Consider the following 14447-nt stretch of genomic DNA (forward strand, 5'->3'; position numbering starts at 1 on the left):
ACCCTTTCCGGCCCCGCCCCCGGCCCCCCCGGCCCCGGCGGGGGGGGGGGCCCCCCTGTGGGCCCTTTGCGGGGCCCCCCCCCCCCCTCCCCCGGGCCGGGTGCGTTCGTCGCGCCTTCAGCGCCGCGAGGAATGCGAGATGCCTCCGAGCAGATGGCCCAGGACTTCCTGGAGTTCGTCGTTCAGCGATCCGGCGTCAGCGGAATCCCGCTGGTAGCACCAGCGGTAGAGCGCCCCGAGATACAGATCGCGCAGCACGTTTCCCATGAGGTTCGACGACAGGTTCTCGGCCAGTTCACCGGTGTGGCACCCGGTTTCCACGATCTCCGAGAAGATGTCCGCCATGTACGGGTCTTCCTGGATCGGACGGCCCGCCTTCACCCAGGCGGTGAGCATGGCCACCGTCAGGTCGCGCTCTTCCTCGTTGATCCGTCCCAGTACGGACACGCACTGTTTCAGCTGCGCGACGGCACCGGCCCCATAGGAACGGGTCTCCGCGAGATGCGTCATGAGTTTCGCCCGCCGCCGTTCGCTCCAGGCGCCGATGAGATCTTCCTTGCGGGGAAAATAATTGAAGAAGGTTCCCCGCGCCACATCGGCACGCTCCGCGATGTCGTCGATGGAGGTCTGGTCGTAACCCTTCTCGCTGAAGAGTTCCAAAGCCGCCGTGTACAGCCTTTCCTTGACCCGCTGCTTGTTGCGCTCCCGGCGACCCGCGGGCGGCGCCACTGACGCCGTTGAGTCCATATCGTCCTGTCTCCGTCCCTTGATAACCCCCAACTTTCTTATACCACAGTCTAACAATGACTTCTGGTCCTCGTTCAGCTCTGTCATCTCGGCGCGCCGTCCATCAGACTGCGGGTCAGGGCTTCCAGGCTCTCGGCACCGAGCAGCCGACCTGCGGTGATCTCGATGCCGTGGTCGCGGCGCAGTTGTTGCCCGAGCCGCGCGGCCATCAGCGAGTCGAGCCCCACATCGCGCAGCGGCCTGCGGGGGTCGAGGTCGCCGGGTGACATCCCCAGGACGGCGGCGGCCGCGGCGGGCAGCGCCTTGGTGGAGTCGCGCCGGGTGTCCGGGAGGCGCGGCGCCGCCACGGGGCGGGCGTCGAGTGCGGGGCGGGCGTCGAGTGCGGGGCGCGCGTCGAGCGCGTGGCGCAGGGACCGCGCGGGGCGGGAGGAGACGGGCGCGGGGCGCGAGGCCGGGCGGGCCACCAGCAGTTGGGAGAGCCGGGAGCCCAGCGGCGCGGTCCGTGCCCGCGCCTCCGCCACGGCCCGTGCCACTCCGCGCCGGGCCGCCCGCAGGGCCAGCGCGCCGGGCGCGGTGCCCGCCTGCCGGGCGGCGGCACCCGGGCGGCGCATCCGTATCCCGGTGAACTCCGCGAGCAGCCGCCCGTCCTGGGCGACCATCCGCACATCGGCGCGCGCGGGCCGGTCCCCGCGCGCGGGGGTGAACCGGCACAGCGTCCAGAAGTCGTCCGGGAGCGGAGCCAGCAGCCGTACGGAGTCGATGGCCACCGGGACATACGGGCGGGCCTCCGCGCCCGGCGCCGCCGGGGGCACGGCGGCCAGCAGTGGCAGCAGGCCCGCTTCCCAGGCCGCCGGTCCCGCCACCTGCGGCTGCCGCATCCGGGCCGCCACCACACCGCCGCCCCGCCACAGCCGCTCCACCGCGTGGAAGGGCTCCCCGACGGCGAACCCGCGCCCGGCGGCGAGTTCGCGGAACTCGCCCGCCGACCGGTGGTCGCGGCACCGGCCCAGCACCGAGTCGAGCGCCCAGGAGGCGTCGTACGGGTCCTCCTCCCCGTCCGCGACCAGCCGCGCCACGGCGGCCCTCCGCCACTGAGTCCCCCCGGCGGTGCGGAATTCCACCACGGCCCGCAGACCCTCCTCGGTGTCCGGGCCCGGACCGGTGAGGACCACCCGGAGGTCGGTGTCATGGAGAGCTTCCAGGAGCAAGGGCTCGTCGCCGAGACGCAATCGACCGAGCGTCAGCTTCTTGTCGCACCCAGCCTCGCGGGCCGCCTCCAGCATCGTGGCGCAGTAGACCGCCGGTGGTACGGGGGCCACGCCCCGCACCCGGATGCCACCGCCCCAGGTGTCGGCCGCCCAGGCGGCGGGGTCGAGCCGCTTGACGTACGGCGCCGCTCCACGGTTTCCGGTCTCCGGTGGCCGTGGCTCGCGGCGGAACCGTACGGCGTCCCACGGGTAGGCGGGCAGTGGCACCGCGCGGTGGTTCCCGCCGTACCAGGCCGTCCGGTCCACGGCGCCACCTGCGGCGAAGATCTGTCCTGCGGCGCGCAGCATGTCGGTCCTGCCGTCGGAGTCCCGGCGCAGCGTACCCACGGCGGCGCCGTCGAGGTCCGCGTCGGTGAGTGTTTCCTCGACCGCCGTGACGAGCAGGGGGTGCGGGCCGACCTCGACGAAGACGGTCCCGGCCTGGCGTGCCGCCTCGCGCACCGCCGGAGCGAACCGCACGACGCGGCGCAGGTTCTCCGCCCAGTAGGCGGCGTCGAGTTCGGGGCCGCGCACAGGGGTGGCGTGCACGGTGGAGAGCATGCCGGTCCGTGTTTCCGCCGGTGCGATGTCCTTCAGGCGCTCGCGGAGTTCGCCGAGGAGCGGGTCCATGGCGGGCGAGTGCGAGGCCACGTCGACCCGGACCATGCGGCTCAGCGCTCCGCGCGCCTCCAGGCCCGCCGCGATGGCGGTCAGCGCCTGGTGGTCACCGGCCAGCACGGAGGCGGACGGCGCGTTCTCGGCTGCCACGCAGACGCGATCGCCGTAGGCGGCGACGATCTCCCGCGCCCGGTGCGCCGGGAGTTCGGCGGCGAGCATGGCACCCCGCCCGGCGGCCCGCTCCATCAGGCCGCTGCGGCGGCAGATCACGGCGGCGGCGTCCCGCAGGGTCAGCGCGCCGGACACATACGCGGCGGCGGCCTCCCCCATGCTGTGGCCGAGGCACAGCTGCGGCGCCACCCCCAGCTCCCGCCACGCGGCGGCCAGCGACACCTGCACGGCCCACAGGGCGGGCTGGACGGTGGCGACTCCGGTGGGGAACGGCGTCGCCGCATCCCCCAACAACTCAAGCACGGACCAACCGAGTTCATCCCGAATCGCCCGGTCGCACGCCTCCATCTCAGCCCGGAAGGCGGGCGACGAGGCGAGCAGGTCCCGCGCCATCCCGGCCCACTGCGAGCCCTGCCCGGCGAAGACGAACGCGATGCGCCTGGCCTCGCCGAACCCGGCCTCCCCGGTGCCACCGTCACGAATGGCCCGCCCCTCGGCGAGCGCGCGGAGCTTGTCCGCGAGGTCATCGTGCGAGTCGCCGACCACCCACAGCCGATACGGATGCGCCGCCCGCCGGGTGGCGGCCGTGGCGCAGATGGCATCCAGCGAGTCGACGCGTCCGTGCCCACCGGGCCCGAGGTGATCGGCGTACCGCCCCGCCATCCGACGCAGCGCGACGACCGAACGGGCACTGAGCACGAGCAGGTGCGGCGCGGGTCGCGTAGGCGCGGGCGCGGCAGAGGTGGCGTCGGACACGGCCGCAGCCGGAGCTGACGCGGACGCGAGCGCGGCCGTGGCCGCAATTGCGGCGGACGCGCCAGCGGCCGGGGCGGTGGCGAGCACACCCGTGGCCGGAGTGTCGGCGGGCGCGGCCGCAGTCGGGGCGGCGCACGCGCCCGTGGCCGAGGTGAACGCGGGCACGCCAGTGGCCGAAGTGGCGGCAGGCACACCCACAGCCGGAGTAGCGGCGGACGCGGCCGGAGTGGGCGCGGGCTGCGCTGCGGCCCGGTTGGCGGCGGGCACGCCCGTGGGCGGGGTAGCGGCGGACGCGGCCGCAGCCGGGGTGGCAGGCACACCCGTGGTCGAGGTGGACGCAGGCACGCCCGGGGTCGGGGTGGGCTCGGGCGCGCCCGTTGACGGGGTGGGATTGGGTTGTGGGGGTGTCGGGGGGACGTGCTCGGCTACCAGCACGTGGGCGTTGGTGCCGGACAGGCCGAACGAGCTGACGCCCGCGAGCGCGGTCGGGCCCGCCTTCGGCAACTCGCGGGCCGCCGTGACGATGTCGACGGCGGACGCCTCGCCGTCCAGCAGCGGGTTCCGCCGCTGCAGGTGGAGGGAGGCCGGTATGACGCCGTGCCGGACCGCCAGCACCGTCTTGATCAGCCCGGCGATACCCGCGGCCGCCTCGGCGTGGCCGATGTTGGTCTTGACCGACCCGGTGAGCAGCGGGCGGTCCCGGGCGCGCCCGGGGCCCGCGGCCTCGGCCAGGGCGCGGAGTTCGACCCCGTCACCGACGGGCGTGCCGGTGCCGTGTGCTTCGACATAGTCGAGCTGGTCGGGGCGGACTCCGGCGCTGCGGCAGGCCTCGCGCACCATCGCGGCCTGCCCGTCCACGGACGGCTGCATCAGCAGCCCGCTGGCCCGGCCGTCGCAGGTGACCGCGGAGCCGGGCAGGACGGCCCACACCGTATCGCCGTCGCGGAGCGCGTCGTCCAGCCGCTTGAGGACGACGGTGCCGACGCCTTCGCTCCGTACGAAGCCGTCGGCCGTGGCGTCGCCGAACCGGCAGCGCCCCGAGGGCGAGAGCATGCCACCCTCGGAGTAGGCGACGGCGTCCTGCGGCGACAGGATGATGTTGGTCCCGGCGGCGATGGCGAGGTCGCTCTCTCCGGTCAGCAGGCTCTGCCGCGCCGTGTGCACGGCGACCAGGGAGGACGAGCACGCGGTGTCGATCACCACGCTGGGGCCGCGCAGGTCCAGCGCGTGGGAGACGCGCCCCGCGGTGACGGCCCTGATCCGCGCCCCCACGGCGTCCCGCAGCACCGGCTCGGCGGGGGCGTCCTCGGCCTCCGCGTACTCCGCGGTGGCCTGGCCGACGAAGACGCCGGTCCGGCTTCCGGCCAGCCGCTCCGGCACCAGGCCCGCGCCTTCCAGGGCCTCCCACACCACATGCAGCAGCAGGCGCGCCTGCGGGTCCATGCTCTCGGCCTCTACGGGCGCGATACCGAAGAACGCCGCGTCGAACCCGAACGCGTCGTCCAGGAAACCGCCGTGGCGGGAGACCGTCCTGCCGGGCGTGCCGGGCGTGGGGTCGTAGGCGCGGCTGATGTCGAAGCGGTCGGCCGGGACACCGGTGACGGCGTCGGCTCCCCCCATGAGCAGGTCCCAGAACGCGTCCGTACCGGCCGCCCCCGGGAACCTGCACCCCATCCCGACAACGGCGATCGCGGTGTCGTCCATCTGTCGTCTGCGCTCCACGGCGCTCCCCCTTCATGACGTGAGAATGACGCCGTCATAGTGCCAATCACTGTGATTCAAAGTTGTATCGGAGAGCAAAAGTTTACCCAACTCGATAACTATGCGTCCCCGGAATTCAGCAGACAGCGACACTACGCACGCCGATTTGACCCACTTTCCCCACAGTTGACGTCCCATCACCGCCGCGAGCACGCTGAGTTTGTACTTGCGCTCATAGATGTACGGCGCTATATGTTTACCCTCAAGGAGGGGGACTGACGGATGATCGCCAACGTACTCGGGCCGCTGCGTGTGACCTTGAACGGCGGCTCGGTCGTGCCGGCCGCGCCGAAGGCCAGAAAGGTGCTCGCCCTACTGGTGCTCAACCGGGGGCGGGTCGTGCAGATCGACGCGATGGAGCGCGAGGTGTGGGGCGCCGCGGCGCCCAAGAGCGCGGCCACCAGCCTGCAGAACTACGTGATGCAGATCCGCAAGCACCTGGGGATGGTCCTGCCCGGCGGGCCCGGGAGCGCCCTCGCGAAACAGGTCCTGGTCACGGAGCAGACCGGATACCGGCTGGCGGTCCGCGACGACGAGTTCGACGTACGCCGCTACCAGGACCGGGTGGCCGAGGCGGGCCGGGCGGAGGAGGCGGGCCAGCTGGCCCAGGCCTCGGCGCTCCTGCGGTGCGCCCTCGACCTGTGGCGCGACGAGCCGCTGGCCGATCTGCCGACCGGGCCCGTGCTGCAGTCACACGTGCTGCGGCTGGAGGAGGACCGCAAGTCCGTACTGCGCCGCCGCATCCTGCTCGACCTGCGGCTCCAGCGGTACGAAGTGGTTGGCGAGCTGCGCGCGTTGACGGCGCTGCACCCGTACGACGAGATGCTGCACGAGTGCCTGATGATCGCCCTGAACCGGTCCGGCAGACGCAACGACGCGCTGTCGGTCTATCAGGGCCTGCGCTCCGCCCTGGCCGACGGGATCGGTCTTGAGCCCTCGATGCGGCTCCAGGAGCTGCAGAAGTCGATTCTCGTGGCGGGCGGCTCGCTCACCCCCGCACTGCCGTCCGTGGGGCTGTGACACCTGCCCCCGCGTCATGACCGGCCGCGCTCAGCGCCGCGGTGAGTTCCTCCAGCAGCACGTCCGCTCCGGTAGGCGAGAACGGAAAGAAGTGGCCGCCCTCCACGAGCCGCCCGCGGTGGGCGGCCCGGGTGAAGGCGGCCCACCCGGGCAGGGTGGCGGCCGGGACCAGCGGGTCGTTCGTCCCGGCGAGGGCCGTGAGCGGCACCGCGAGGCATACGTCCCGTACGGCGCGCAGCGCCTGGCGGCTGAGGGCCAGGTCATGGGCCAGCGTCCGGGCACGCGGGCCGAGCGCGGTGTCGTGGAGCGCGCCCGGCGGCAGGCCGTGCAGCGCGAAGATCTCATCCAGTCCGGCGGCCGTGTGCAGCCGCTCCGGGTGCGGGTACGCCCGCTCCCCCGGCAGCCCGCAACTCACCACCACGGCACCCGTCTCCGCTGCGTCCGCCACCGCGACGGCGAGCAGCGCGCCCAGGCTGTGCCCGTAGAACACGGTCGGTACGGACGGCAGCCCGCGCAGTGCGCCACGTACACCCCGCACCACGTCCGCCACGCGCGCGGCCGGGGGCTCGGCGGCCCGCTCGGCGTGTCCGGGCAGGGTGATGCCGAGGAGTTCCACGTCGCCGGGCAGCCGTGACAGTGGCGTCAGATAGCGCGGCGCGTCGCCGCCCGCGTGCGGGAAGACGACGATCCGGGCGGCCGGGGCGGGACGCGCGGGACGCAGACCGGCCGTCCAGCCGCCGCCGGTGGTCGGTCGCGGGCTCGGGAACATGGTGGTCCGCCTCCTGGGGTGGGTTGAGGAAGGGGCCCGGTACGGGCGGGTGTCCGTACCGGGCCCCGGGGTTCATCGTCAGAGGCCCATGCCGATCCCTCCGCCGACCGGCAGGACCGCTCCGGTGATGTAACTCGCCTGCTCGCTCGCCAGGAAGCGCACGGCGGCCACGACCTCCTCGGGCCTGCCCGGGCGGCCGAGCGGGGTCATCCGCATCAGGTCCGCCATGCGGCGGTCGGACAGCGGCGCCGTCATATCGGTCTCGATGATGCCGGGCGCCACCACGTTCACCGTGATGCCACGGTCGCCCAGCTCCCACGCGAGGGAGCGGGCCATGCCCACCAGACCGGCCTTGGCCGAGGCGTAGTTGGTCTGCCCCGGCGAGCCGAGGAAGCCCAGCGCCGACGAGATGAGCACCACCCGGCCGCGCCGGGCCGGGAGCATGCTGGTGAGCGCGGCCCTGACGGTGGCGAACGCGCCCGTGAGGTTGGTGGAGAGCACCTCCTCGAACTGCTCGTCCGACATCCGCAGCGCGGGCCGGTCCCGGGTGATCCCGGCGTTGGCCACCACGACCTCCACCGGGCCGTGCGCCGCCTCCGCCTCGCGCAGCGCCTTTTCCACCTCCCCGGGCACCGTGACATCCGCGTGGACGCCGAGCACCCCGTCCGGCGGGCTGCCCGAGCGGTGGCTGACGGCGACCCTGTCGCCATCGGCCGCGAAGGCGGCGGCGACGGCCGCGCCGATGCCCCGGTTGCCGCCGGTGACGAAGACCGAACGGTTCATCGTTTCCCCTCCCTTCCCGCGCTCGTCGTCACGCGGGCGTGACGACGAGCGCGGCGTTGTGGCCGCCGAACCCGAGCGAGGTGCTGACGGCCGCCTCGATACGGGTGCGGCGCGGCTCCCCCGTGACAATGTCCAGGTCGATCTCCGGATCCTGGTTCTTGAGGTTGGCGGTCGGCGGTACGGTGCCGTGCTGCACGGCCAGCACGGTGTACGCCGCCTCGATGGCCCCGGCCGCCGCGAGGGCGTGGCCGGTGACACCCTTCGTGGAGGTCACGGCGGGCCCCTCGCCGAGGACCCGGCGCAGCATCCGCCCCTCGATCACATCGTTCATGGCGGTGGCCGTGCCGTGGGCGTTGACGTGGCCGATGTCGCGCGCCGCCACGTCGGCGTCGGCCAGCGCCTCCCGCAGCGACCGTTCGATGCCCCGCCCCTCCGGGTCGGGCGCGGTGGCGTGGTGGGCGTCCGAGGTGGCGCCGTAGCCCCGTACGACCGCACGCACCGTGGCGCCGCGTGCGCGGGCGTCCTCGGCGCGTTCGAGGACGAGGATCCCGGCGGCCTCGGCCGCCACGAAGCCGTCCCGTTCCGCGTCGAAGGGGCGGGCGGCGTGTTCGGGGGCGTCCCGGCTCTTGGACAGCGCGCCCATCTTGGTCAGCCCCGCCAGCACGGTCGGGGTCAGCGCGGACTCGCTGGCCCCGGCCAGCACGATGTCGCACACCCCCGATCGCAGCAGGTCGCGGGCGGTGCCGACGGCGGTGGCGCCGGAGGCGCAGGCGGTGGCCGTCACCAGGCCGGGGCCGGTGGCGCCGCAGTCGATCGCCACGTACCCGGCGAGCATGTTCGGCATGTACTTCGTGATCATCAGCGGGGAGACCCGGCCGGGGCCCCCGTCGCGCAGCTCCTGGTACTGCTCCTCGAAGGTGGCCGCGCCGCCGAGGGAGTTGCCGAGGACGACGCCCACCCGGGTGCCGTCCCAGCTGTCCCGGTCCCATCCGGCGTCCTCGATCGCCCTGCGGGAGGCGACGATGGCCAGCTGGACGAAACGGCTCAGCTGCCAGGAGGCGAAGCCGCCCAGCAGTTCACCGGCGTCGAAGCCGGGGACACGGGCGGTGAAATCGACGGGCATGCCGTCCAGGGACGGATCCCTGGTGGCACGGGAGCGGCCGGTGAGCAGCGCGTCCCAGTTCTCCGCGACACCGGATCCGGCCGGTGTCACCAGCCCGAGTCCGGTGACCGCTATGCCGTCGGCCATCAGGCCACCGCGCCCTTGTCGGTGAGGAGTTCGGCCAGCTGGCGCACGGTGTGCTGGTCGGTGAGGTCGCCCTCGTCGATCACCACCTGGAACTCCTTCTCCAGGACGAGGCTCAGCTCGATGAGCACCAGGGAGTCGAACGACAGGTTCTGGAAGGTCACCTCGGGGGTGATGATCTCCTTCTTGAGCTTGAACTGTCCGGAGAGGATGCCGGTGACGCGCTCTTCGATCGCATGCATGGTGAAACTCCTTCTTTCAGTGGTGAGTTGCCGATGCGAGATCAGACAGGGGTTCAGACAGGGGTGATGTCGGGCCAGCGCAGCCCGAGCGCGCCCCAGGTGAGGCCGCCGCCGAAGCCGCCGAGGACGACGCGCTGCCCGGGGCGCAGCTCGCCCTCGATGACGCCGTCGGCGAGGGCGAGCGGAATGGAGGCGGCGACGGTGTTGCCGACCCGCCCGATGTTGGAGACGAACCGCCGCACGGGCAGTCCCATACGGTCCGCGACGGCCGCCAGGATGCGGGCGTTGGCCTGGTGCAGGACGACGCGGTCGACATCGCCCAGGGCCCAGCCGAGGCGCTGCGCGGCCGTTTCGACCGAGGTGGTCATCCTGCGGACCGCCTCGGAGAACACGGCCCGACCCCGCATGGTGAAGTAGGCCCCGACCTCCTGCGCGGACAGGCCCGACGCCTTCTGCCGCGAACCGCCCGCCGGGACCTCGATGAGTTCGCTGCGGCTGCCGTCGCTGCCGAGGTCGAGTCCGCCGAGGGCACCCGGCTCCCCGGGGTCGCCGGGGCGCAGCAGGACGGCGCCCGCACCGTCGCCGAACACCGCGCGGGTGGTGCGGTCCTCGGGGTCGAGAATGGTGGAGAAGGTATCCGCGCCGATGACCAGCACGCTGCCCGCCGCACCGGAGGCGATGACGGAGGCGGCCATGCCCAGGGCATAGACGAAGCCGGTGCACACGGCCGCGATGTCGAAGGCGGGGACACCGGTGAGCCCGAGCCTGCTCGCCACGTCCGGCGCGGTGGCCGGGCACGGCCGGTCCGGGGTACTGGTGGCCACCATGACCATGTCGGCCTGTTCGGTGCCCGCCGACTTCAGCGCGCGCCGCCCGGCCTCCACGGCGAGGTCTCCGGTGGACTGCCCGGGGCCGATGACATGGCGCTGCCGGATTCCGGTGCGGGTGCGGATCCACTCGTCGGAGGTGTCGAGCCGGCGGGCCAGTTCGTCGTTGGTGACGACGTTCTCCGGCAGCCAGGTCCCGAGCCCCGCGAGAACCGCCGCGCGGTTCACCCGGCGCTCCCAGTACCTATGGCGCGAAACACCTGCGTGAATGCGCCGTCAACAAGGAAAAAGTCCATCGATGCTTTCCCTTCTGGCCCGCCTCGCCGACTGTGCGGCGTTTCCGGGAATTCATGCTGCAGGCCGCCGCTTGAGGCGTTCTCACGTACGGCACAGAAGGCACTCACGGTCGGCTCATTCGCGGCGTGAGAGGGACGTGAGCGGGCCGGTAGCGGGCCCAGCCAGCATGGTTGCCGTGCCGAAACACCCCACGACCTCGAGGGAAAGGGGACAGGCGTGACAGTGGCCACCGAAGCGGCCGACGCACGAGCCATCGTGCCGGACCTCGACTTCTCCCGCACCGTCCCCAAGGACCTGGTGCACCGGGAGGCGTTGTCCGAGCTGTTTCTCACCGACAGCAGGAAAGTGACGGACGGGCATTTCGTGGCTGCCGCCCAAATACCCCCGTCGCACGCCTATTACACCGATCACACGGGTCCGTCCCCGATTGACCCGCTGCTGCTGCTCGAATGCTGCCGACAGGCGGAAACCCATGCGGTGCACGCGCATTTCGGAGCACCGCGCGACACCGTTTTCATTCTGCAGTCGTGGTCGATGCGGCTGCCCGGCGCGGCCACCGCCCGCATCGGCCCCGGGCCCGCGGAACTCATCATGGACGTGACCACGCGCGACAGCCGGTGGCGGGACGGCACGCTCCTCGCGACGACGTACGTGATGCGGCTGTCCGTGGCCGGTCGGTACCTCGGCGATGTGTCGCTGCGCGCGGCCTATATGCCCGGCGGTACGTACGCGGCGATGCGCACCCGGCGGCGTGGCAGCACACCGCCCACCTCGGACGCGTTCCGCCAGCTGCGGGACGGCACACCGGTGGCGCCGGGCCGGGTCGGGCGCGGCCGGGCGGAGAACGTGGTGCTGCTCGACGCGGTGACCGGGGCCGACAGCGCCACCGCCCGGCTGCGCCCGGCAGGTGAGCACCCCAGCCTCTTCGACCACCCGCTGGACCACTTCCCCGGCATGGTCCTGATGGAGGCGGCCCGTCAGCTCGGCGTCCTGTACGCCGCCGAACGCGCCGGTGCTCCGGAAGGCGCGTGGGCGCTGACCGAGCTGGCCTCGTCCTTCCAGACGTACGCGGAGCTGGACAGCCCGCTGCTGCTGACCGCCCGCCCGCCGTCCGGCCACGAGCCGGACACGGGCGCGGAGCTGAGCCTGAACATCGCCTTCGAGCAGGACGAACAGCTCGTCGCCGAGGCGGACATCACGCTCACCCGCGAGGACGCGCCGTGAAGCTCGACGGACCGCTGTATCTGAGCGCCGCCGCGACGTGGCTCCCGGCCACCGTCGAGACACCGGACGAGGCCGTGCGCGCCGGGCGGCTGAAGCCGGAGGACGTGGCGGCGACCGGCTACCGGCGGCTGCCGGTGTCCCGTACCGAGGCGGCGCCGGAGATGGCCGTCCGGGCCGCGCGGCGTGCGCTGGAGCTGGCGGGCGACGACCCACGGGACGTGGGCCTGCTGGCCCACGCCTGGACGTACCACCAGGGCCATGACTTCTGGTCGCCCGCCCACTACATCGCCCACGGCGCGGGCGCCCTCGACGCGGTGCCGGTCGGTGTGCAGCAGATGTGCAACGGCGGTGCCGCCGCGCTCGAACTCGCCGCCGCACGGCTCCGGGCCGACCCGGCGACGGGCGCCGCCGTGGTCACCACGGCCGACCGCTTCTGCGCGCCCGGGTTCGACCGCTGGCGCGGCGACTACGGCCTCTGGTACGGCGACGGCGCCACGGCCGCCGTGCTGCGCGCCACCGCGCCGGAGCAGGACCCGGAGCAGGACCCGGAGCAGACACTTGAGCTGCTGTCCCTGGTCACCGCCGCGGCGCCCGCCATGGAGACGATGCACCGCGGCCGTGACACCTTCAGCCCGGCGCCGCGCGAGCACAGCCCGGTGGTGGACATCCGCCGCACCAAGAAGGCGTTCCTGGAGGACAACGGCAAGGAGCACTTCGCCAAGGTCGTGCAGCAGCGGGTGCCTTCGGTGATCCGGGCGGCCCTGTACGACGCGGGCGTGTCCCCGGACGACCCGGCCCTGCGCGGTGTACTCCTGCCGCGCCTGGGCCATACGGCGCTGAGCGCCGCGTACACCCCGGCCGTCGCGCTGGTCACCTCGGCGCCCGCCTGGGACGTGGGGCACGACACCGGCCATCTGGGCGCGGGGGACATCCTCGCCAACCTCGCGCTGCTGGCCGGGCCCGGCCGGTGGCGGCTCTCCCCTGGCGAGGTGGCCGTGGTGCTCAGCGCCGGGGGCGGATTCACCTGGTCGTGCGCGGTCGTCAGGCGGCCTGTGGGCGCCCCGGCGGACGACGCTCGAAACAGCGACAGCAGCAGTGACAGGAAGGAGGGGGCATGACCCCCGCACAGCACAGCACGAACGGCCCCGACCCGGTCCTGGTGGTGGGCGCGGGACCGGTCGGCATGGTGATCGCCTGCGATCTGCTGCGCCAGGACATCCCGGTACGGATCGTCGACGCGGCGCCCAGCACCACCATTCACTCCCGGGCCGTCATCATGTGGCCGCGCAGTCTGGAGCTGCTGCGCCGCATCGGGGTCGCCGAGGAACTGTCCCGGACCGGCAAGCACATCGACGCGGTGTCGTACTACTCCGGCAGCAGCCGCCTGGGCGCCATCGAGATGAGCCGCCTGCACGACACCCCGTACCCGTTCGGGCTGTGCACCCCGCAGTGGAAGACCGAGGACGTCATCCGCAAGCGGCTGGTGGAGCTGGGCGGCCGGGTCGAGTCGGAAACCGCCCTGGTGGCCTTGGACAACTCCGGCGACCGGCCGGTGGCGACGCTCCGCCACCCGGACGGCACGGAGGAGCGGGTACGCGCCGACTGGCTCATCGGCGCCGACGGCTCGCACAGCACCGTGCGCAAGGAGCTGGGCATCGAGTTCCAGGGGCAGGGCGCCGATGTGCTGTTCGCCATCGGTGACGGTCCGCTCGACGGCCCGCTGCCCCCGGACGAGATGGTGTACTGCTACAACGCGGGCGGCGCCATGGGCCTCGCGCCGTTCGGCGACGGCACGTTCCGCGTGGCGTGCAGCGTCCCGGTGTGGAACGACGAGGACGAGCCGCCGCGCGAGCTGTTCCAGGAGAACCTGGACCGGGTCGTGCCCTTCCCCGCCAAGCTCGGCGAGTTGAAGTGGACGACCGTTTTCCGGGCGCGCCGCAGGACCGCCGCGGCGTTCCGCGCGGGCCGCTGCTTCCTGGTGGGCGACGCGGCGCACATCTTCAGCGCGGCGGGCTCGCAGGGCATGAACACCGGTATCCAGGACGCGGTCAACCTCGCCTGGAAGCTGGGCGGCGTGACGCGGGGAACCGTCGACGCCCGCGTCCTGGACACGTACGACCGCGAGCGCCGCCACTCCGCCGAGCGGGTGTCCCTGGTGACCGCCAAGCAGACCTCGTGGGGGCTGGTGCAGCAGCCCGCGAAGGTGGCCCTGCGCGACGCGCTGGTGCGCGGGGCGAAGGTGACCGGCGCGTTCCAGCGGCTGGTGACACCGCTGATGAGCCAGACCAGTGTCAACTACGCTTCCGACCGGGAGGATGTGAAGGCCGACATACGCTGGCGGCGCAAGCCGCTGGGCGTCGGGGAACGCCTTCCCGTCTTCGTGTCCGACGGGTACTCCGGCGGGTACGAGGACGGCGAGCAGGGGCCGTGGCCCGCCATCGCCGACGACCGTTTCACCGTACTGACCTGGTCGGGCGGCGCCCGTGGCGTGCGGTGGCAGGAGCGGGTCGAGTCCCTGCGCACGGCACTCGCCCCGCACCACCCGGTGCGGGACGTGTCGGCCTGGTCGGCGCTGAAGGAATTCCTCGGCACCCGCCCGCGCGCCGTCGTGGTACGCCCCGACGGCCACATCGCCGCCATCGAGCCGCACCTCGACGTGGCGCGGCTGCGCGCGGTCCTCGCCCGCGTCGGCGCGACCCGGCCCGAAGAAGCGGCCTGAGCACCACAGATCGAAGGAGA

The 14447-nt window shown here is 73.1% G+C and carries 11 protein-coding genes; 4 read left to right on the forward strand and 7 right to left on the reverse strand.

Annotated features, from left to right (window positions below; all coding sequences use genetic code 11):
* Nucleotides 1-117: 117 nt before the first annotated feature.
* Both ACFV9T_RS35630 and ACFV9T_RS35635 read right to left on the reverse strand, forming a co-directional pair.
* Nucleotides 118-747 (reverse strand): TetR/AcrR family transcriptional regulator, encoded by a 630-nt coding sequence (locus ACFV9T_RS35630; RefSeq protein WP_385446664.1) that lies wholly within the window; start codon nt 745-747, stop codon nt 118-120.
* 83 nt (nt 748-830) lie between these two features.
* A complete protein-coding gene (locus tag ACFV9T_RS35635; protein ID WP_385446665.1) occupies nt 831-5261 on the reverse strand; it encodes a type I polyketide synthase in 4431 nt (1476 codons plus the stop codon).
* Between the two features lie 261 nt (nt 5262-5522).
* On the opposite strand from ACFV9T_RS35635, the gene ACFV9T_RS35640 reads away from it, so the two are divergent.
* Complete coding sequence (locus tag ACFV9T_RS35640; protein ID WP_385446666.1) at nt 5523-6320, forward strand: BTAD domain-containing putative transcriptional regulator; 798 nt, start codon at nt 5523-5525, stop codon at nt 6318-6320.
* Here the strand turns inward: ACFV9T_RS35640 and ACFV9T_RS35645 are convergent.
* The 5 genes from ACFV9T_RS35645 to ACFV9T_RS35665 all read right to left on the reverse strand — a co-directional run bounded on the left by ACFV9T_RS35645 (nt 6289) and on the right by ACFV9T_RS35665 (nt 10415).
* Nucleotides 6289-7089 carry a thioesterase II family protein gene (locus tag ACFV9T_RS35645; protein WP_385446667.1) on the reverse strand — a complete coding sequence of 267 codons (801 nt, stop codon included), beginning with the start codon at nt 7087-7089 and terminating at the stop codon, nt 6289-6291. The genes ACFV9T_RS35640 and ACFV9T_RS35645 overlap by 32 nt on opposite strands.
* 78 nt (nt 7090-7167) lie before the next feature.
* Nucleotides 7168-7872, reverse strand: coding sequence for a 3-oxoacyl-ACP reductase FabG (gene fabG / locus ACFV9T_RS35650; protein ID WP_385446668.1), 705 nt, complete (start codon nt 7870-7872; stop codon nt 7168-7170).
* A gap of 28 nt (nt 7873-7900) precedes the next feature.
* Nucleotides 7901-9121, reverse strand: coding sequence for a beta-ketoacyl-[acyl-carrier-protein] synthase family protein (locus ACFV9T_RS35655; RefSeq protein ID WP_385446669.1), 1221 nt, complete (start codon nt 9119-9121; stop codon nt 7901-7903).
* Nucleotides 9121-9360 (reverse strand): acyl carrier protein, encoded by a 240-nt coding sequence (locus tag ACFV9T_RS35660; RefSeq protein WP_385446670.1) that lies wholly within the window; start codon nt 9358-9360, stop codon nt 9121-9123. Before ACFV9T_RS35660 ends, ACFV9T_RS35655 begins: the two co-directional genes overlap by 1 nt.
* 53 nt (nt 9361-9413) lie before the next feature.
* A complete protein-coding gene (locus ACFV9T_RS35665) occupies nt 9414-10415 on the reverse strand; it encodes a beta-ketoacyl-ACP synthase III (protein WP_385446671.1) in 1002 nt (333 codons plus the stop codon).
* A gap of 285 nt (nt 10416-10700) precedes the next feature.
* On the opposite strand from ACFV9T_RS35665, the gene ACFV9T_RS35670 reads away from it, so the two are divergent.
* The 3 genes from ACFV9T_RS35670 to ACFV9T_RS35680 are packed head-to-tail and all read left to right on the forward strand — an operon-like array spanning nt 10701 to nt 14427.
* Nucleotides 10701-11708 carry a ScbA/BarX family gamma-butyrolactone biosynthesis protein gene (locus ACFV9T_RS35670; protein ID WP_385446672.1) on the forward strand — a complete coding sequence of 336 codons (1008 nt, stop codon included), beginning with the start codon at nt 10701-10703 and terminating at the stop codon, nt 11706-11708.
* Nucleotides 11705-12826, forward strand: a complete 1122-nt coding sequence (locus ACFV9T_RS35675; protein ID WP_385446673.1) for a 3-oxoacyl-ACP synthase — start codon at nt 11705-11707, stop codon at nt 12824-12826. The genes ACFV9T_RS35670 and ACFV9T_RS35675 overlap by 4 nt, the downstream gene beginning before the upstream one ends.
* On the forward strand, nt 12823-14427 hold the full coding sequence (locus ACFV9T_RS35680) for an FAD-dependent monooxygenase (RefSeq protein ID WP_385446674.1): 1605 nt from the start codon (nt 12823-12825) through the stop codon (nt 14425-14427). The genes ACFV9T_RS35675 and ACFV9T_RS35680 overlap by 4 nt, the downstream gene beginning before the upstream one ends.
* The last annotated feature ends 20 nt before the right edge of the window (nt 14428-14447 follow it).

Source organism: Streptomyces sp. NPDC059850, from assembly GCF_042731515.1.
Classification (GTDB): domain Bacteria; phylum Actinomycetota; class Actinomycetes; order Streptomycetales; family Streptomycetaceae; genus Streptomyces.